This window comes from Vibrio chagasii (genome assembly GCA_041879415.1).
Lineage (GTDB): Bacteria > Pseudomonadota > Gammaproteobacteria > Enterobacterales > Vibrionaceae > Vibrio.
In genome coordinates this window covers 898,781-919,013 of sequence record CP090852.1, presented here as the reverse complement: position 1 = coordinate 919,013, position 20,233 = coordinate 898,781, and the positions used below count along the sequence as shown (strand labels likewise).

The following is a 20,233-nucleotide window of genomic DNA, read 5'->3' as shown; positions in this document are numbered from 1 at the left end:
GTAATTGCCACAGTATGTGAGCTGTTACCCAAAAGGAGTTGATGTTGTCTTCATCTATTCAAATCGCTATCACTTATTTGGTTCTGGTGGCGGTGTCTGCGTTGTTTGCGGAAAGTTCTAAAGTAATGCTGGCGTGGTATTTAGTTATCGGTGTCGTGACGTTTTTTGTGTACGCAAAAGACAAGCGAGCCGCGATTAATGGTAATTGGCGCGTGCCAGAGAAAGCCCTGCACATCTTTTCGGTAGTTGGTGGTTGGTTAGGAGCTTTGATCGCACAAGATAAGCTGCGTCATAAAACACAAAAGCAGCCGTTCAGAGCGATTTATTGGTTCACAGTGGTCATCAATGTAGCGGCGTTTGCCTGGACGTTAACGCCGAGCGGGCAGGCAATGTTTGGTCGTTGGCTTGGTGAGCTTGTGGGTTACTTTTAACGAGAATAACGGTTAGCAGCAGAGTACTAACCGTTAAAATATAGAAGTTATTCGATTAGAGCATCGGAATGGTCGACGCTAACAGCAAGCCCGCCATACCATAGTTAAAGCTTTTGATACGGACTGGCGTTGTTAGCCAGTGTTGTAGCTGCTTGCCTGCTGCTGTCCAGAAGGTTACCGATGGCAGGTTAGCTAGCGTAAAAATGGCTGCGATTATTGCAAGCTCCCACCATGAACTGCCGCTGCTATATACAGAAATGGCTGTCAGTGCCATTGACCAACCTTTCGGGTTTACCCATTGAAAACTTGCTGCGCCAATGAAGGTCATCGGTTTATAAGCTTCGGTGCTTTTCGCTTTTCCACTCTTGGCTATTTTAATTGCGAGGTACACCAAGTACGCAAGACTCAGGTATTTCAATACTTGGTGGGTTACTGGATAGGCGTTGAAAACCCCCATTAAACCAAAGCCAACCAACAGCAACATAGCCGCAAAACCTAGAGCAATACCAAGCATGTGTGGAATGGTGCGGGCAAAGCCAACATTGGCACCAGAAGTCATGAGCATGATGTTATTTGGACCCGGCGTGAAGGTCGAGACAAACGCAAACAAGGCAAGTGCGCTAAGTTGTTCTAAAGGCATAATGGTTCTCCAGCAATAAAATGAACGAAGTGACTGACCGGTCATGACTTTCACGTGTTGAGAAACATAGTAGGTGGAAAGTGAGGCAATTATGTGCTTTTATTTCCTCTATTATCACTAAATGCACAATAATAAGTACTTATGGATAGATTTGACGAAAGGATATTGCAAGAGCTTAAGTTGGACGGCAGAATCTCCAACATTGAGCTCTCAGAGCGAATTGGCTTGTCGGCCTCAGCGACGTTAAGGCGTGTACAAGATCTTGAGCGCAAAGGCATCATTCAAGGTTATCGTGCGGTTCTAGATAACGGCTTAATGGGCGTGGGTTTTATCGCCTATGTTTCGATTGGTTTATCAAGCCACAAAAAATCTGCTCAATTGGAGTTTGAGGAGCACGTCGCCATGGAGAAAGAGGTGGTCGAGTGTCACAACATCACCGGTGCCAATGAGTACTTATTGCGAGTCGAGACTAAAGACTTACCGAGCTATAAAAAGTTTCATGCCGATGTGCTAGGGGAGTGCGCTCAGGTTCAATCAATCACAACCATGGTGGTGATGGACACTCCTAAAGATGAACGTTAATCGAGCTTAAATATCAGGAGCGGCACAGTGCCCAATACCAATCAGTTGTTATTGTTCTTAGATGTGGTGCAACAAGGGTCGTTTACCAAAGCGGCAACTTTGCACGACATGGACAATTCATCACTCTCTAAACAGATCAAAAAGCTTGAGCAAGACTTGGGTGTTCAGCTACTCAACCGTTCTACTCGTTCGTTTTCTTTGACGTCAGCAGGGGAAGATATTCTCGCACAAACCTATGTGTTGAAAGACACCATCAATCAGATTCAAGGCATCGCTGATTCGTATCAGTCTGAGCCTAAAGGCGTGCTGCGAATTACGTCGCCGATCTATTTTGGTCAGCAATATCTGCAACCTATCATCACTCAGTTTATGAGAAAGTACCCGGATGTTCAGATCGTACTTTCACTAGATGACAAGATCGCCAATATTATTGCAGGGCAGTTCGATATTGCCTTTCGTTTCAGTAAGTTGGTGGAATCGAATTTAATTGCGAAGAAGATAGCTGACAGTAACTTCATGCTGGTCGCCTCGAATGACTTTGTGAAGCAGCACGGTGAGCCGAAAACGCCACAAGATCTGTTGAGTCTGCCTGCCGTGATTTATACCAATGGTGATATGACCGTTGATCATCTGCGAATCAGTGAAGAGCCGCATGGCAACACTTTCCAGAGCCTGACGATTCGAGGTAACTACAAGGTGAGTGATGTTCGTACTATGGTGTCTTGTGTCAAAGATGGCTTAGGTTATGGCTTTCTTGATCAATCAAATCTGTACGCCTCGATGAAAGAGTTGGGCTTAGTGACACTGCTTCCTGATTACGCTATCTCAACAGCGGATACTGCCATTTACGCTGTCTACCCGCACCGTAAGCAGACCAAGTTAGTGAAAGAGTTCATCACCTCAGTGCAAGATTATATTGGGTCGCCAACGATTTGGGAGAAAATGCAGCAAGATTAACGGTTTCTCTGCCATATCAAATAAAAAAAGAAGCCAGAACGTCACTCGTTCTGGCTTCTTTTCACTTTTCTACTGCTCACTAATTTACAATGTAAAGTTCAGCTATAGTTGGCGTGAGCGGCTCTTTTTCTCACAAAGAGTGCTTCTTTAATCGAAGTTAGTGATTGTGAATCACCTCTTTACCACTTGGGTGAGCTCTTGTACCTAGCACGTGGCCATCCACTTCTTTGCCATAGTAGCCTTGATGGTTGTGGTAGCGTTCTGCATTTGCAGCCACATCGCCCTTGTACCTCGGATCTTGTGGGCGCTCATGGCTATTCACAAACGCGGCTACATCCCATGCATCTTGAACTGAAAGCTGCTGGCTCTTACCAAGTGGCATGTTTTCGTAAATGAAATAAGCCGCTGTGTTTATACGGTGCATTCCTGCGCCCCAGTTAAACGCGTTTTCGCCCCACAGCGGTGGGAAGTAAGAGCGACCATCAGCTCCTTTAATGCCTTCACCATTTTGACCATGACAAGTTTGACAGCTGGTTTGGTAAACCTTCTCGCCACGTGCGATAGAAGGTTCTTGTTCAGGGTTAGCGATCTTAGGGTAGCCACGGCCAGCCAATTTGCTTCTGTCATCGATTGGGTATTTGCTTAACAGATCTTCAGGAAGAGGGAAGCTTTCTGCTTTACCACCGACTTGTAACTCTTCATCGCTGATCTCAGGGACGGGTGTGTCTTGCATGCCGTTCTTATCTAAGATGCCACCCATAGCCAACCAGTAGGAGTAAGCGCTGAGTGCGACCAGCTCTTTTGAGTCTATGGCTGGTGCGATTCCGTTCATTGAATAGGTGAAACAGCCTTGAATACGCTCAGCGTAGCTGTTGACCTTGTCGTTTTTCTTGCGATAAGCCGGGTAGGCCATGTACGCGCCCCAAAGTGGCGCTGCATTGGGCTTCATGCCTGCTTGCATGTGGCAGTTAACACAGTTTTGTTCGTTGCCGACGTATTCGCCACGCATCTGTTGCGAGTCAACAAACAGTGAGTAACCTAATTTTACTTTGTCGCCAAATTCTCCCGCTGGGATATCCACTAAGTCACGCGGTACTAGGTACTTGTTGTCTTTCATTTTTTCGACGGCTGGCAGTTCGGTTTGGCGATCAGGTAATTCACCGTCGGCATAAGCGAGTCCAGAGGCAAGGGTTGCGGTGATTAAAAGTAGTGTTTTCATGCTAGCCCTTTAGTACCGAAAAGATGCGAAGTAGTAAGACAGGTTTTTGATCTCATCGTCGGTCAATTTGCCTGCGATGTTGCCCATCATGTTCAAATCATCACCCTTGCGAGTGCCGTTTTTCCATGCGTTTAGCTGAGATTGAATGTAGTCGGCATGTTGGCTAGCAAGGCGTGGAAACTTGTCTACGCCCATTCCGCTTGGTCCGTGGCAGGTAGCACACGCTGGAATGTTTCGGTCCCAATCACCTTGAAATACAAGCTTGCGATACGGGTTCTCGATATCTGCTTGTGAGCCACGCTGTTCTAAGTCCGTGAATTCGTATGAAGGGAGTGAGGCAAAGTATTCGGCAACTTCACGACGAATAGCAGGATCCGACACGCCATCGGCCATGCCTTTCATGATCGCGCTTTGACGCTCTCCACTAGAGAATAGAATCAATTGATGTTCTAGGTAGTCAGCATTTAGCCCAGCAAGCATAGGGGCGATGTTAGGCATACCTTTCCCGTCAGCTTGATGGCACCCGCTACAGGTTTCTGCGGCTTCGGGCATTGGGTTAGGCGCTGCTTGTGCAAAACCGGATAAAGAAAGGCTTCCTAAAGCAGCGATGCAAAGCGTGAGAGTTTGAGTTTTTATATTCAGCTTAATCATGAGGCGTCGCTATTGGTTGTAATGCACGCATTTTCGACATAATTGATTGCTCGCGCTATTGTGGATTTCCACATTAATTCACTGGGAACTTGAGGAGAGTCTCACGTAAATAGGCTTAATCAGACTGTTTTTACCTTAGAAGTAAGCATAGTTGCTTGAGGGAGGTAAGGCTGAAAACTGAAAGGGAAGCGGTGAAAAGAATAGTTAGAGGATGGTTTTAGTTGAATGAGGTATCTGAAAAAGAGCAACTCCGAATGATGAAGTTGCTCTGTCTTACCTCTAATTGAACGAAGGTTATCGAGACTTAGACCTTGTAGATCTTCGCAGGTAGCGCCTGTCTTGCTGCTGCGCCGACTACCCAATCTAGCATTACGCCTTTGCCTTCTCTCGTCGGGTCAATTAAGCCAATATCATTAATGTTAACGCCATCGTTGGACTTCATCTTCACTGGTTGTTGTGTGTCGCCAATCCAGTGCGCACGTTCACCGAGCTCTTTATGGCCAAAGCCATGTTCAAAGCCTAGTGTTCCCGGTTTGATGCCATCAATCACCATCGCCAACGCTTTTGTCGTTGCGCTCGGCGTTTCTATCGTAAATACGTCACCGGTTTTGATGCCCGCTGAAGAGGCGTCTTGCGGGTGAATGTACACCGGATTCACACCCTTGATAGATTCTAAGCGTGGTGACAAGTTAGACACCGCGCTGTGAACATTGGACTTAAAGTTAGTTAGGGTGAATGGCCACTCTTTTGTTGGGAACTGCTCAGCTAAAGGCGTGCCGTCTGCAAGCTTTTGTGGATGCCACGTTGGGCAACCCATGTACTGCTCGCCACTGATGGTATTGCGAGAAGTACCGAGCTTTTCATTCCATATTGCCAACGGTTTGGTCCATTTGTACTTCATGGTGTCATTGGTGTAGGCGTTGGTGGCGTCCTCAAAACGACCGCCGCGTGCAAAGATGTACGCCACCTTGAGCATTTCCTCCGGCTTAAGCGTTTTGTTCATCACAGGCATTAGACGCTCTAGGCCAGACCAAACAATGTCATCAGCTTCCACATTCGGCACGCCACCTTTTGCAAATGCTAAGTTCGCCGCAGAGCGCAGGTAGAAGTCTTCTGCACTGTGGATACCGTGCAAATTGCCTTGGCTGTCTTTGATTGCATTATCACCAAAGCCGCCTAGATCGAGCGCTTTCGCGACATCAATAAAGAAGTTCTCTAGATTAATGGCGCGTCCGTCTTGCGTGCGTGAGGTTTTAGGCTCAACAATCGGCCAACGAGCAGTGATCGCCTTAGTTGCAACACCATGCCACGGTGTTGCCATCCCCCAACTCTCGTAGGTTACTGTGTCAGGCACAAGATAATCTGATAGTGCTGTGGTTTCATTAATGAAGGCATCGATAGAGACGATCAAACCAAGCTGTTTTGGATCTTTAAGCTTCTCGCCCAATAGGTTATCTAGCCCCGGAACGCCATAGAGTGGATTGGCCATGTGGTTGATCCACGCTTTGGCGCGATATGGGTAGCCATCAATGGCTGCTGATAAATGCTCGGTTAAAAGCGGCGCAGAGATTGGGTACCAAGGCGCGCGAGTTGGGTAGGGTGACTCACCGGCTGCAACGCGACGTTTGTATTCGCTGGTTTTTTGGTACGGGAACTTGCTGCGAGACAAGAATACACCTTGCGGCTTTGTTTTACCCTTGAACTTGGTAAAGTCGTAACGTGGGCCTGCAACAGAAGTTGGGTAGCCACCTGCTTTTGCCATCGCCCCACCTTTCGCGTTGATGTTACCGATCAGCGCGTTTAGCATCAGAATTGAGAACGAGTTGTAGAAGCCATTGGTGTGCATGTTGCCACCGTGAGTATCGACGACGGCTTTTGTCCCGTAGCTTGTGAAGCGTTTCGCCAGTGCAATGATCTGATCTTGTGGGATTTCACACTGCTCGCTGTAATAAGCAAGGTCATATTTGAAGGCTTCTTCTCTCAATCGTTGTAGAGAAGACTTCACACGAACAGGCTGGCCACCAATTTCTACGTCTTGATCGACAAATAACGCCGCCTCTTCGACCTGAACATTTGGTGCCAATAGTGACGTTGTCACATCTAGTGCGATAAATGCATCATCGTCAGACATCGGTTCACCTGTTTCTAGCAAGCCAATATCCGATGCGCGAAGCATGCGTCCATTTTGTGGGTGCGTTTCGTCGCTGATCACTAGGTGAGATGCATTACACCAGTGTGTAGTGCCTGCTTTTTTCATCGCTTGTGCGCTCGGGCGAGACAAGAAATCATGATTGTAGCGCTGATTTTCGATGATCCATTGGATCATGCCCAGAACTAGTGCTGAATCGGTGCCTGGTTTGATCGGAAGCCAGTTGTTGCGATCACCCGCTGCAAGGCTTGACGATCCTGCAGGAAGGCTTGGTGTTACTATGGTGTAGCTCAGTTTTCCGTTTGTACGAGCCTCAGCCAGTTGTCGTGCTTGGCGCTTAAACGGGTTACCCGCTTGAGCCGGAGACATACCGATGAACAGAATGAATTCTGCGTTGTTAAAGTCGGGTTTTAAGTGGGCGAACTTGTCCAAGTCATTCATGATCGCACCAGAACCTGCCCGGAATGCATAGCCACAGTAAGAGCCGTGGTGACCAAAATTACGTGTACCGTAACTGTTGAATGCAAAGCGCTTCAAGATATCATCACGGCCTTCATTACCGGCATTCGTCACCAGTAATTGGTTGGCTTTTGGTCCGTATTCAGGGTTGTTTGGATCTAGCGGTGTTTCGATGTCGCGAATCGAGCGTAAGCCTTCCACTTCGCCTTCACCGAACAAGTCACCCCCTTCAGTGATCTCAGAGATTAGCTGCTCGTAGCTGATTGGTTCCCACTTGCCTTCACCACGCTTACCAACACGTTTTAGCGGTTGAGTGATTCGGTATGGGCTGTTTTGAATCTCTAACATGCCGTTACCACGGGCGCAGGCTGTCGAACGGTTATTGATACCGGATTCTCCAGACAAGCCAATGTAGGCGTCTTTTACCGGTGTTTTGAACGGGATTTGCTGATCACTTGATAGCGGGTGGTACGGGTTACCTGAGATACGTAAGATCTCGTCATTGCGATTATCGATACGTACACGCAAGCTACACAGTGTCCAGCAACCGAAACACATTGATGGTGCTACCCGTTGATTTGGATTCGGCGAGATCTTACCTTGTTCATCGACACTGTATTCCGTCTCTAACGAATTGCCGTGATGGATGTGTTTAGTTTTCTTGCCCGCAGTGCCATCGATAGCACCGTGAACCATGTGTTTTGTCGTTGTCGCATAACCTGCAGCAAAAGCTCCAACACCACCGGCAGCAAGGCCTGTTTTCAAAAATTGACGACGTTTGTTATCCATGATGATTCCTCAGACTACAAGCTATGTGAGCGGTTAAGTGGTGATGATGTTTTTGGAGCTGATTTAGCTGATGTTGTTTTTGTTCCAGAACCAGTAGACACGATTTCAGAAGCGAACAACGCAAGCGCTAACCAGAGACCACACATACCGACAATGCCAAGTAAACCTGAGCTACCCATTGGCAGTTCATAAGGGAATGCGCCTACATCAAAACGTGGAATGGTTTGAACTTCCATCATGGTTACCCAGCGTACTGCCCATGCCGAAACTATGGTCGCAAGTGCTACACAGATAATTCCTAACTTGCTTTGAGATAAGCGTTGTAGAGGTAGAACCAAGATCATGCATAACAAAATGCTGGTGGTCATGATGCCTAAATTAATGCCCCAAGCGTCGTCCTCATAAAGGTTGAAGTGACCATGGTTAGAAGCCCAAATCGACGTAAGAATGATGGCGAGGCCGCCTGTTAAGGTAATGGCTCTTTGTACCAGAGCAAGGTCTGTTGGTTTTAAGCTTGGCTTGCTTGAAGGCAGCAAAGCCCAAATCACCAGCGTTAAGCCCGTTGCAGCAAAAAAGGCAGTCGTAAACCAAAGCAGCGGAGAAGCCGGTTGATGCCAAAGCGGTCGGCTCGCCAAGATTGCAATCTCGGCACCTGTATAGAGCGCGATGCTTAGACCCGAAATGGCCGTCACAGCAGCGAGTACAATCATTAGTTTTGCTGAAACCTGCCACTGGCCTAGGGTTAACCAAGACAAGCGCTTTAGAAGCGGGTTTTCATTCTCTTTAAGTTGTGCGATGTCATCACGCAAGTAAACCCAAGCCGTCGCGACAGCCAGACCAGAGAACAAAGGAAGAAACAGAGAACCCAGTGACATCCATGACCAAGGCGTGATGTGTGCGTAGAAGTGCCACGCACGTCCAGGTTGGTGTAAGTCACCAGTAAGGGCCAATGGTCCAACAATTGCGCCAATGGCCATCACAAGCACAAGGGCTGAGCGGAATTGATGACTGGTCGAGTTTTTGAAAATCAGGGCAATCAAAAACAGAATAGCCGCCGCGTAGGCTGAACCAATGTAGAAGAAATATTGAACCGCCCACGGTAGCCAAGCAATCTCTTGAGCGGGAACTAACACCTCGGTGATATTCATGCTGTTTCTCCTTGTTTGCTAGAAGATGAGTTCTCAATGGCGGCAGGATCATAGATCGCTGGTTGCCCTTCGATATGGCTAACGAAACGTTCGTTCATGCCGATATAGAAAACATGTGGGTTGGTGTTTTGTTCTGGCTTAAGCACCTTGATGTCGTCTTGATTTTCATTGAGCAGGCGGTTGATTTCGCTGTTTGGATCTTTAAGGTCACCGATTACACGTGCGCCGCCGACACAGGTTTCCACACAAGCGGGCAGCAAGCCATCTTCAAGGCGGTGTGCACAGAAAGTACATTTGTCGGCGGTCAGTGTGTCGTGGTTAATGAAGCGAGCATCGTAAGGGCAGGCTTGAACACAATAAGCACAAGCTACGCAACGTTCGTTATCGACCATGACAATGCCATCTACACGTTGGAAGGTGGCTTGAACAGGACAGACTTTAATGCACGGTGCGTTGTCACAGTGGTTACACAGGCGAGGCAGCATGAATGACTTCACCTCTTGTTGATCTGTTGAACCATCATTAAGGGAGACTTCATACTGTTTTACGGTGGTTCTGAACTGGCCAATCGGTGCTTGGTTTTCAACGCTACAGCCAACAGTACATGCCTGACAGCCTACGCATTTACGCAAATCAATCGCCATGGCGTAGCGTTTACCCACTTCGCCTTTACGGTCTGGTTGGTTGTTGTTGCGAATGGCTGTACTGGCAACTGCGGTGTTGATTCCGGTAATGGGAATGAGCGCAGCACCAGCGGAAACTTTGCCGAACTGGCTGAGAAACCGTCTTTTCAATGAGTCCATATTGGTACCTATAAATGGGTATTGGTTCTGTTGAGCTCATTGTCAGATTTTGACCCTACACGGGGTATTGTGGATTTCCACATTCCCAGATCAAAGTTGATCTAGAACAAATGTGGTTTTCGCTATCTAGCTGTTATGCTTTATTTAAAAGTGCTTCAACGCATTGAGAAATCATTGAATAGGTAACCCGATTGAATAAAGAGATGTCCGTGACTGTTCGCAACTTCACTACATTCATCAGTACGTGCTGGCTGAGTTTGAGTGCAGGTATTTGTTTCGCTGCTCAAACGGAACCAGTTTCGGTAGCGACAAATACGATTGAATCAGAGCAGACGATCGAAGTTGGTGTTTTAGCTATCAGGGGTAAACTTGCAGCGCAACAACGCTGGCAACCAACAATGGATTGGTTATCTGAGCGTATTCCGGGAAAACACTTTGTTCTCAAGCCTTTTAATTTGGAAGAGATGGCGGAAGCGGTAAAGAAGGTCGAGGTCGATTTTGTTATCACTAATCCTGGCCAGGCGGTTCGTTTAGGGCGTCAGTATGACCTCTCTTGGATGGCGACTATGACTAGCCACAACTACGACGACCAAAGTGTGAGCAGCACACGCAGTATCGGATCGGCCTTGGTGGTCAGAAGAATGTCACCGTATATCTCGTTTGAACAACTGAGCGGAAAGCCAATTGCAGCGGTTTCTGAAAATGCGTTTGGTGGCTACCTGACTATGCGTTACCAAGTAATGCAGGAAGGGCTTAACCCTAACCATTTTTTCTCTAATACCCATTTCTTGGGTTTTCCGATTGATGCGAGTCTGTATCAACTGCGAGAAGGCCATATTGAAGCGGCAGTGGTTCCTGCATGTTTGGTTGAAAACATGATCAGTGAAGGATTGTTGGTGGCTGATCAATATCGCATCATCGGCAACCAAGCGCCTGAAGGGTTCCGATGCCAAGTGTCTACACCTCTGTATTCCAATTGGTCATTTGCCAAAACGGAGCGAGCCTCTTCTTCACTGGCTAAGCAAATGAGTCAGGTGCTATTTTCGATGCCGAAAAGCAGCGCGCCTGCCATTGCAGCGAATGCTTCAGGCTGGACTTCACCAACCAGTTTACTGCCTATCGATAAGCTCTATCAGCAACTTGACATGCACCCGTTGCAACAACCTTGGTGGAAAGAAGCGTTAATCTGGCTTAAGTACAATCAGCAATGGGCATGGGCGTTCTTCTTGTTAGTCGTGTTCTTGAATGTTTACCACTTTTGGTTGGAATATAAGTTTAGTCGCAGCAAAAAGCAGTTAGAAGCGACACTTAACAAGCTAAAGAGTAAGAGTGAACAGCTAGAGCATTCTCAACGCATTGCCGTCGTGGGTGAGTTGGGGAGCAGCCTCGCACACGAGATTAATCAACCTTTGGCGGCTATTCGAAACTACAGTGAAGGTGGTCTGCTACGTATTTCCAAAAACAAACCAATCACCGATATTGAGCCGGTCTTTGAGAAGATCCAATCACAAGTGGATCGTGCAGACGCGATCATTCAGCGCCTAAGAAACATGATAAAGAAACGCTCAGCAGAGAAGTCAAAGACCGACATAGAGCAGTTGCTAACGGACACTATTGAGCTACTGCAATTCCGCCTTGAACAGCACCAAATTACCATTGAGCGCTACGTCGTTGGTCAACCTATTGAGCTCTATATTGACTCTGTCGGTCTCCAACAAATGATAGTCAACCTTATCAACAATGCGACCGATGCGTGTAATGCCCAGCAGCAGCGCGCGATGTCTGATATTGATAACAAAAACGCCGAGCCAGCGACAATTAAAGTGATTACCGAGTATCAAGCCGATAAAATGATGTTGTCGGTTATCGACAATGGCACCGGATTAGATTTTACCGAGCATCAAGTGACTCAAGCCTTTGTGAGCAGCAAAGAAAACGGTCTGGGTCTAGGGCTTGCGATATGCCAAGACGTGATCGAAGACCACAGCGGTAAAATGACCATTACGTCTCTCACTCCACATGGTTGTCACGTCGCGGTGACGTTACCTTTCTCTCTTTCAAATGATTCATGAGGAATCTTGTTATGTCTGAACTTCATCAAACGTTGCCGGTCTATGTGGTTGATGACGATGAATCAATGCGTGATTCATTGGTGTTCTTACTGGAAGAGCATGATTTTACGGTGTCTGCCTATCAAGACGGTCCGAGTTTTCTTGATGCCGCTGATTTGAGTGCAGCTGGGTGTGTGGTGCTCGATAGCAGAATGCCGGAGATGAGAGGCCAGCAAGTTCATGAACTGATGTTGAAAGCACAGAGCCCGCTTTCGGTTATCTATCTTACTGGTCATGGTGATGTACCTATGGCAGTAGAAGCGCTGCAGGCTGGCGCGGTGAATTTCTTCCAGAAACCGGTCAAAGGCAGTGAGCTAGCCGAAGCGATCAAACAAGGTTTAGCGGCTTCAGAAAAGCAATTGCACATGAACGTCTACCGTCAAGCCTATGCTTCGTTAACTGAGCGTGAAATCGATATTCTTAAACAGATTATTGACGGTAAGCGCAATCAGAAAATTGCCGACGAGCTGTGTATTGCAGTAAGAACGGTTGAAGTTCACAGAGCAAGTTTGATGAAGAAGTTTTCTGCAAAAACGGTCGCTGAGTTAGCTTATATTTATGGTCAATTGACCTAGTCACCGCAGCCTTTAGGTACTGGTTTTTAATTATCGGTTTCTGGTGAACGGTTGAGCCTAACGTGGTGAAAGGCTGCTCGAGAGAACATCCTTATTGAAGCAAGATCACACGATTTATGGGTTGCGTACGGATTAGTCTGTGCAGACTTCTTATCGTTATGTATTCCTGAGATACTGAATCAAGTTTATGGCGGAGCGTGTAGAGACTGCGTCTCTTGTCACCATCAGGGCAATAGCCCCAGAAATTAACTACTCAATATAGTCTGCTTGTGGCCGATATAGGGTAGAACGAAACCGAATTAGGTTAAACATTTTATGAGTACAATGGGAATCGCAATTGGTGCGACAGCTCTTTCGTTAATACTTGTTGCCGTGTGGCTGATTTCTTTATCACTGAGAAAACAGCGCTTGGAACAAGAGCGTAAAGCGCGTGCTGTCGCTTACCGAAAGGCGATTGAAAAAGCACGTATCCAAGAGCAAAAAGAGCGCCACTTTAAAGCAGAAACCGGGCATGTCCCGTCGATTCTATTTTTGGCGAAAGAAGCGGAGCGTAACAATATCAAGGAAGCGTTATATTGGTACGATAAAGCGGCGCATTTGGATAACGTCAACGGCATGTACGGCATTGTGCGTTTGAGCATGAAGCGCAAAGAAGACCTGATTTTAAGAGAGCAAGCTAACTTTTGGCAGCTTGCGATCGCAGCCTTAGACAACGACATGTCGGCAAAATTTGAGATGGGTAAAGCGCTGGTTCATGGGCGCGGGACCGTAAAGAACATTCCCAAGGGTTACACCTATATTGAGGAATCTGCCGCTGGTGGTAATACCGAAGCGATGCTGTTCATGGGTGACTGGTGCCTAGACAAAGAAAACCCAGATTACTCTGCAGAAAGCTCTGTTGATTGGTATCGCAAAGCGGCAGAGAAAAACAACCTAGACGGTAAGATCAAACTGGGTATGAGTTACTTAAATGGTGTCGGCGTAGAACCAAACCATGGTGAGGCCGTGTACTGGTTTGAAACTGCAGCAGAAAAGAACAGCGCAGAGGCGATGTTTAGAGCCGGTGAGGCATGGATAGACCATGGTGACAACGGTAATGCGATTGCTTATATTTGGCTATTCCTATCTGCTCATTTTGGCTACTCAGAAGCCAAGCAGCAGCGAGATAAAGTAGGTGGTGAGCTGGGTGTCGATGCGGTTGTGGGCTTACAAGCGCTGACTAAACCGATCATGACGAAGCTTACCCAACAAGCAATCACTAAGCACTCAATAATCAAAGCGCTCAATAAGCTCTACAAACGCAATATACCGATTCCAAAGAAAGTGAAAGAAGCGTCTGATGAAGAGGGTGAGTCATTAAATGTAGAGACCAGCCATCTAGAAACACCGCTATCGAATGCTCAAGAAGCGAATACCGATTACAGCCAGCAACCGAACACAGAGCAACCGAATTTAGAGCAAGCACCAATAGAGAAGCAAGCTAACCAGACTAGTGACCCTCTAGACTTTAGTCAGTCTAATTGGAGCAGAAGCTAGTTAGTGGTGTTCACTGGATTATCCATCGTGATAAGTTGAATACAGCTTGAGTGGATATAATGAAATTTAGACAACAAAAAAGGGAAGCAGATGCTTCCCTTTTTCTCTATATAGCTTTTGGCTTATGAGCGAATAAAGGCTAATTAAGCTTTGTTCTGCTCAGCTTTGCATACCGCAGCTGTGAATACTACGTCTGTCGAGCTGTTAAGCGCTGTTTCAGCAGAGTCTTGGATCACACCGATGATGAAACCTACCGCCACTACCTGCATCGCAACATCGTTTGAGATACCGAATAGACCACATGCAAGAGGGATAAGTAGCAGTGAGCCACCCGCAACACCAGATGCACCACATGCAGATACCGCAGCAACAAGGCTTAGTAGGATTGCAGTGAAGATATCAATCTCAATACCCATTGTGTGTACAGCAGCCAGCGTTAACACAGTGATAGTGATTGCAGCGCCAGCCATGTTGATGGTTGCACCTAGTGGGATCGATACAGAGTAAGTGTCTTCGTCTAGGTTTAGTTTCTTACAAAGGTTCATGTTTACTGGGATGTTCGCAGCACTTGAACGAGTGAAGAATGCAGTTACACCTGATTCACGAATACATTGGAATACTAGAGGGTATGGGTTCTGCTTTGTTTTAACGAAAACAAGCAGTGGGTTAACCACTAGAGCAATGATTAGCATTGAACCTAGTAGTACCGCTAGAAGTTGACCGTAGCTTGCTAGCGCCTCAAAACCAGTGGTTGCGAAAGTCGCTGAAACTAGACCGAAGATACCAAATGGCGCTAGGCGAATGATGAAGCGAACAATGTGTGAAACACTGTGGCTTAGATCTTCGAAAACCGCTTTTGTTGTTGCAGATGCGTGGTGCAGAGCAAGACCAAGACCGATAGCCCAAGCAAGAATACCGATGTAGTTTGCGTTCATTAGCGCGCTTACTGGGTTGTCTACAAGTTTAAATAGAAGTGTGTGAAGTACTTCAGCAATACCTTGAGGAGGGTTAGCACCTTCTGCGCCCGCAACCAGTGTCAAAGTGGTTGGGAACATGAAGCTAAGTACTACTGCTGTTAGTGCTGCAGAGAAAGTACCAATCAAGTAAAGCACGATGATTGGACGCATATGAGTATGCTGACCTTTCTTTTGGTTTGCGATAGAAGCTGCAACAAGAATGAATACTAAAATTGGGGCAACAGCTTTCAGAGCGCCAACAAACAGACTACCTAAAAGGCCTGCGTCTTGAGCTGCTGAAGGAGAAACCATGGCGAGAACGACACCGAAAACAATACCAGCAAGGATCTGTAGGACAAGATTCCCACGAGCGATGCGGGCGAGCATGTTGTGATTTTGCATAAAATACCTGCAATTGTTAATTTATTATAGTGATGTATCTTTTATAAAGTTGTACCGAATCCAACTATACACTAGTGGAATGGGCGGTCATATTAGCGAGATCGTAGCGGGTGTCTAGGAATAGTTTACTTTTAGTGTGATTGTTTGCACTACGTGGTGTTTTTAGAGCTAAATGTTAAATAAATGTATTTTGATTGAGCTATAAATCTGCAAATTCATATTTGATAGAGCTAATATACTGTAAGTTAGAGGATGTAAATGGCGATTGGTAAGAACATTGTGTGCGTAAATAGTCGCTTCCTAATCACGCTGAAAGAAAAAGCCCCACGTGATCAACACTATGGGGCTTGAAGTTCTCGGTTAAACGATGAGCTATGAACTTAGATCGCGTTCATGTGCCAACTGTTTAAGCAGAACCTTTCTTAATGTTGCGGCTTTCTGACTGTACGTTTCGGTACATCTTGGAAAGCTGCTTATTGTTAGCGCGTTGCTCTGCAAGAGAAGCGCCGTTTCTTGCTTGTTCTCTCAGTAGCTTTTGATAGTTAGTAAATCGTCTCTCAGACAGCTCACCACTCTCAATAGCTGCCCTTATCTTGCATCCCGGTTCTGATTCATGATGACAATCAGAGAAGCGGCAGTGCATTGCTAACTCTTCTACGTCTGAAAAAGTTTCACTCACGCCTTCAGCGCAGTCTGCAAGTTGTAGCTCTCGCATTCCTGGAGTGTCGAGTAGCAAGCCACCTGATGCGAGCAAGTGGAGTGACCGTGATGTCGTTGTATGACGGCCTTTACTGTCGTCTTCACGAATACCACCAGTTGCCTGCGATGCTTCACCTAGCAATGAGTTAACCAAAGTCGACTTACCCACACCAGAAGAGCCCATTAGCGCGACGGTCTTGCCGGTTTTACACCAAGGTGAAAGTACTTGGGTTGAGTATTGATCTAGGCTGTTGACCGCTTCGATCATGAGCATCGGATCTAAGCTTTGTACCTGTCGTACTTTGTCTTCGTAGTCGTCACACAAGTCTTTCTTAGTCAGGACGATAACCGCTTCCACTTGTGCTTCATTGGCGAGTGCCAGGTAGCGTTCGATGCGACTCAGATTAAAGTCGTTGTTCAATGAAACCACGATAAATACTGTGTCGATATTGGCTGAAATATATTGTTCAGCAACACGACTGCCCGCAGCTTTTCGGCTAAAGAGCGATTGGCGTTCTAGTAAGCGATCGAATTGCAGTTCAGAGTTCAATATTACCCAATCGCCAACGGTCATTGCCGGTTGGTTGTGATGAATGGGTAGAGTGATTTCGCCCTGTTCAGATGCCAATGTGTAGCCACTGCGATGGTGCGCGGTGATACGTGCGATCACTGAATGGTCGTAATCTTCAAGTGTCAGTTGTTGTTGAAATACAGGTTGCCATCCAAGTTGTTGAAGTGACATTGGATGAGAAAATGCAGTTTGTGAATTCATGTCTATTTACCCAGACGTGCGAGCTTTCATTTCTTATAAGAGCATTAGCTTCTTTTGAGCTCTCTTATCGTTGGTGAGATCAGAAGCGTTACAAGCTCAAAAGCGTCGAGACGTCAAAAATACGTTAGAGTTTGGGTCGAATTCAAATAGATAGGACCCCGGATTGATTCATGCGTAGTGAGCATGCGTTGATCATGTGCGATCAAGTGTAAACCGGGTAAAAGTGTGCGGTAGCCAGCTGGTGGCTTAATGTTGGTAGTTCGAGATTAAAGTTGGTTTAACCAAACAAAATTAACGCGTTACTTTTACTGCCAGTTTTAGTGTTTTCATTACAATCATCTTCTCTTCTCCTTGGTTATTAATGTGGTCACGCTTTGCACAGAAAGCGAGCGCAGTTTAACAAAAAGCCACGATGGCGAGAAGTCATCGTGGCTTATTTTGTCTAATTTTTTACCGATGTGTGTTACGGCTCTTAATAAGATTCGTTGAGCATCAGTTTCTAGAATTAGTGATGATCGTGATTCATCTTTTTCATGCCGCTCATTACTTTCTTAACGGGTGCTTCGAAAGTTTGTGTTTCGCCATTCGCGAAAGTCAGTGTCATTTCGATTTGCTCACCTTCTTTCAGGCTGCTTGCTAGATCAAACAACATGATATGTAAGCTACCTGGCTTCAGTACCACTTCACCATTTGCTGGGATTGTGATTTGTTGAACCTGACGCATTTTCATCACGTCACCTTCAACGATAACATCATGAAGCTCTACCTTACCTGCTGCTGGTGTTGTTGCAGAAACGATAGCGCGATCTTTGTCACTATGGTTCATCAGGGTCGTAAATACTGCGCTGTTTACCGCTGTTGGCGGTGTCGCACGAGCGTACGCGTCATGAACCATGATGTCGCTTTTTGCGTGAGCAAGAGGAGTGAGCAATAAGCCTGCTAGAGCAAGTGCTTTTAACTTCATGTTGTTGTCCTTATTGTTTTATGTTTTGGTCTGGGACCTGACTTTACGTTTCGAACTCTATTGGTTGAGTTCTTTATTTTTGTACACGCTGTTTCTAGAGTTTCTTAGCACTCTAACGCGTCAATGTGTTGATCGCTTCAACAATTGGCGCAGGCGTCAACGTGTGCGGTACTTTAGTAATCAAGGTACCGTTGGGCTTTAAAAAGTAGAAATATGAACTGTGGTCAAGTGTGTATCCTAGCTCTGAATCTTCGAGCTGCGTCTTTCTGAAAATAACACCGTATTTATGTGCTAGGTTGGTGGTTACATCCAATGGACCACTCATACCTTCAATCATTGGGTTGAAGTACTGCGCGTATTCATATGACGCTTCCGCGGCATCGCGCTCTGGATCAAGAGAAACAAACATCGGGCGAATCTTGGCTTTCGATTCATCAGAGATTTGGTTGAGTGCTCCAGCTAGCATCGCTAATGATGTAGGGCAAACGTCAGGACAACGCGTAAAGCCAAAGTAAACGATACGAATTCTGTCATCGGTTTCGTCAAAGAGTTTTATTGGTTGGTTGTCTTTTCCAAAAAGTGTTGTTTCGGAGAATTGTTGTTTTTCAGCGTGTTGCTCTTGAGCCTCTGTTTGACCATCGAGATAGCTTTTTATTCCAAAGCCAAGTACAAACGCTACAACCAACGCTAGCGACCAATTCTTACTCATCTTGCCATCCTTATTGCAGGTTTTACGGTTTCAACACCATCGGTTAGCTCGCCAAGCCAAGTCATGTGATCCATGGTACACACGGGTAAAATGACATCGCCTTCATAGATGTTGTTACCAATATTTTTTAATTGGAAACGTGCTGAGCCCATTTCCATCTCTAAACCCGTCAGCGATAGCATCAAGGTTTCAGATGCCGCACCTTCCCACACCACTTTGATTTTTGTTGGGACTAGAGGTTGAGCCGTTTCATGCTCAAGAGTCATAGCAACGCTGTCTTGCTCACACGATGTTGTTGAAAGCATGCAGTAGTCATCTAAGTTGACGTCAGGAGAGTGGCTGTCTACTACGGATTTAAATTGCTCGACTGCCTGTGGTCCATAAAAGCCAGCGACCAGCGCAATACCGAGCGCAGCAACCTTTAATGCTGGGTGCATGTCGTGTTCTCATTTGATTTTATAAGAACGGCGATGGTATCACACCACTCAATACGTGCTTGTATCAAAAAGCAATTTTGTGCGTATGGTAGATATAAAAAAGCGAAGCCAGTAGCTTCGCTTTGATTCAATTTACTGGCACGTTGCTATTTAAGCAAAGCACCCTACATGCGAAATGCCGCACGATTGTTAGAGGTTAGTCAGCATTGCGCTCGGCGAACTTTTCTAAGCCAAGAACTAATGCGATGGCAACCAACATCATGATCACAGCCAAAGTTAGTTGAGAAGGCTGAGAGGTGACGGCTTCGAAGTTAAACGGCGATAAGTTCTCTTGAATGAGAGGCACTTGCTCACCTTTAGAGTTGATGCGCCAGCTGATGGTCTCTTTCCAAGGCCAGATCTTAGGCAGCGTACCAATCATCAAACCGGTTAAGAACACAAGCGTGAAGTCGCGGAATGAACGTAGTAGCCAAGACAATACATGTGAGAAAGTCAGCAGACCGATCACACAGCCCGCAAGGAATAGGGCAAGCACGTCAATTTGGAATTCCTTCACGGCGCCAAGTACGGGGCCGTACATACCAATTAACAGCAAAATGAAGCTGCCTGATATGCCAGGTAAGATCATCGCACAGATCGCGATCGCACCTGCAATTAGGATGTTGATGCTAGTTGGCTCCATTTGCAGTGGTTTAAGCACTGTAATGCTATAAGCAAAGGCAACACCAAGCAGTAAAAACACGAATCGAATGATATCGCGCTTTTCTACTTGTTTAAGAATATGGAACACCGACACCAAAATCAGGCCGAAGAAGAACGACCATAGAGGTACTGGGTGAGTGACCAATAACCAAGAGATCAGTTTTGCGAATGTCGCAATGCTAGTGAATACGCCTGCGAACAAAGAGATTAAGAAAAAGCCGTTGATGTGGTTAAACGCAGCTTTGAAGCCTTCGCGTTTCCATAAACCAAGTACGCTAGGGTTAATTCTACGAATGCTTTCTAATAGCGTATCGTAGATACCTGTGATGAATGCGATGGTGCCGCCTGAAACGCCTGGGACAACGTCAGCTGCGCCCATGGCCATGCCTTTGAAAAAAGTACTTAAGTAGTTCATTGCTTCATAGAGTTGAGGGTGATTTCGTGCAGTATACAAACTTTGCTGTCAAAAAAGTATGAATATGCTACTGAGAAGGTGCTTTTCTTACTCTCTTAATTGTAAGGCAATACGTTGATGTGAATAT

General features: G+C 46.3%; 18 protein-coding genes. 6 read left to right on the top strand and 12 right to left on the bottom strand.

Annotated elements, in window-relative coordinates:
* Positions 1–41 precede the first annotated feature (41 nt).
* Positions 42–431 carry a DUF1294 domain-containing protein gene (locus L0991_17945; GenBank protein XGB63913.1) on the top strand — a complete coding sequence of 130 codons (390 nt, stop codon included), beginning with the start codon at positions 42–44 and terminating at the stop codon, positions 429–431.
* 55 nt (positions 432–486) lie between these two features.
* Here L0991_17945 and L0991_17940 read toward each other — a convergent pair whose 3' ends face one another.
* On the bottom strand, positions 487–1,071 hold the full coding sequence (locus L0991_17940; protein ID XGB63912.1) for a LysE family translocator: 585 nt from the start codon (positions 1,069–1,071) through the stop codon (positions 487–489).
* Positions 1,072–1,212: 141 nt separating this feature from the next.
* On the opposite strand from L0991_17940, the gene L0991_17935 reads away from it, so the two are divergent.
* A complete protein-coding gene (locus L0991_17935) occupies positions 1,213–1,653 on the top strand; it encodes an Lrp/AsnC family transcriptional regulator (protein XGB63911.1) in 441 nt (146 codons plus the stop codon).
* Positions 1,654–1,680: 27 nt separating this feature from the next.
* Positions 1,681–2,610, top strand: a complete 930-nt coding sequence (locus L0991_17930) for a LysR family transcriptional regulator (GenBank protein ID XGB63910.1) — start codon at positions 1,681–1,683, stop codon at positions 2,608–2,610.
* Positions 2,611–2,767: 157 nt separating this feature from the next.
* Here the strand turns inward: L0991_17930 and L0991_17925 are convergent, their stop codons facing one another.
* From L0991_17925 to L0991_17905, 5 genes are all read right to left on the bottom strand, one after another.
* Positions 2,768–3,829: a c-type cytochrome gene (locus L0991_17925; protein XGB63909.1), complete on the bottom strand. Its 1,062-nt coding sequence runs from the start codon at positions 3,827–3,829 to the stop codon at positions 2,768–2,770.
* 9 nt (positions 3,830–3,838) lie between these two features.
* A complete protein-coding gene (locus L0991_17920; protein ID XGB63908.1) occupies positions 3,839–4,480 on the bottom strand; it encodes a c-type cytochrome in 642 nt (213 codons plus the stop codon).
* Between the two features lie 304 nt (positions 4,481–4,784).
* Positions 4,785–7,877 (bottom strand): tetrathionate reductase subunit TtrA, encoded by a 3,093-nt coding sequence (gene ttrA / locus L0991_17915; protein XGB65406.1) that lies wholly within the window; start codon positions 7,875–7,877, stop codon positions 4,785–4,787.
* A gap of 14 nt (positions 7,878–7,891) precedes the next feature.
* A complete protein-coding gene (nrfD, locus tag L0991_17910; GenBank protein ID XGB65405.1) occupies positions 7,892–9,025 on the bottom strand; it encodes a polysulfide reductase NrfD in 1,134 nt (377 codons plus the stop codon).
* Positions 9,022–9,828 (bottom strand): 4Fe-4S dicluster domain-containing protein, encoded by an 807-nt coding sequence (locus L0991_17905; GenBank protein ID XGB65404.1) that lies wholly within the window; start codon positions 9,826–9,828, stop codon positions 9,022–9,024. Before L0991_17905 ends, nrfD begins: the two co-directional genes overlap by 4 nt.
* A gap of 209 nt (positions 9,829–10,037) precedes the next feature.
* Here L0991_17905 and L0991_17900 point away from each other — a divergent pair, with 209 nt between their 5' ends.
* From L0991_17900 to L0991_17890, 3 genes are all read left to right on the top strand, one after another.
* A complete protein-coding gene (locus tag L0991_17900; protein XGB65403.1) occupies positions 10,038–11,900 on the top strand; it encodes a sensor histidine kinase in 1,863 nt (620 codons plus the stop codon).
* 11 nt (positions 11,901–11,911) lie between these two features.
* Positions 11,912–12,514 carry a response regulator gene (locus tag L0991_17895; protein ID XGB65402.1) on the top strand — a complete coding sequence of 201 codons (603 nt, stop codon included), beginning with the start codon at positions 11,912–11,914 and terminating at the stop codon, positions 12,512–12,514.
* A gap of 324 nt (positions 12,515–12,838) precedes the next feature.
* Positions 12,839–14,050, top strand: a complete 1,212-nt coding sequence (locus tag L0991_17890) for a sel1 repeat family protein (protein ID XGB65410.1) — start codon at positions 12,839–12,841, stop codon at positions 14,048–14,050.
* A 143-nt stretch (positions 14,051–14,193) separates the two neighbouring features.
* On the opposite strand, the gene sstT is transcribed toward L0991_17890, so the two are convergent.
* The 6 genes from sstT to L0991_17860 form a co-directional block, all read right to left on the bottom strand.
* The gene (gene sstT / locus L0991_17885) at positions 14,194–15,408 is read right to left on the bottom strand and encodes a serine/threonine transporter SstT (GenBank protein ID XGB65401.1); all 1,215 of its coding nucleotides are present in this window, start codon (positions 15,406–15,408) and stop codon (positions 14,194–14,196) included.
* A gap of 406 nt (positions 15,409–15,814) precedes the next feature.
* A complete protein-coding gene (gene rsgA / locus L0991_17880; protein ID XGB65400.1) occupies positions 15,815–16,879 on the bottom strand; it encodes a ribosome small subunit-dependent GTPase A in 1,065 nt (354 codons plus the stop codon).
* A gap of 505 nt (positions 16,880–17,384) precedes the next feature.
* Positions 17,385–17,843, bottom strand: a complete 459-nt coding sequence (locus L0991_17875; protein ID XGB65399.1) for a copper chaperone PCu(A)C — start codon at positions 17,841–17,843, stop codon at positions 17,385–17,387.
* A gap of 112 nt (positions 17,844–17,955) precedes the next feature.
* A complete protein-coding gene (locus tag L0991_17870) occupies positions 17,956–18,552 on the bottom strand; it encodes an SCO family protein (GenBank protein XGB65398.1) in 597 nt (198 codons plus the stop codon).
* Entirely contained in the window at positions 18,549–18,989 is a 441-nt protein-coding gene (locus L0991_17865; protein ID XGB65397.1) for a hypothetical protein, read from the bottom strand. Before L0991_17865 ends, L0991_17870 begins: the two co-directional genes overlap by 4 nt.
* A gap of 196 nt (positions 18,990–19,185) precedes the next feature.
* Positions 19,186–20,106: a DUF368 domain-containing protein gene (locus tag L0991_17860; protein XGB65396.1), complete on the bottom strand. Its 921-nt coding sequence runs from the start codon at positions 20,104–20,106 to the stop codon at positions 19,186–19,188.
* Positions 20,107–20,233: the final 127 nt, after the last annotated feature.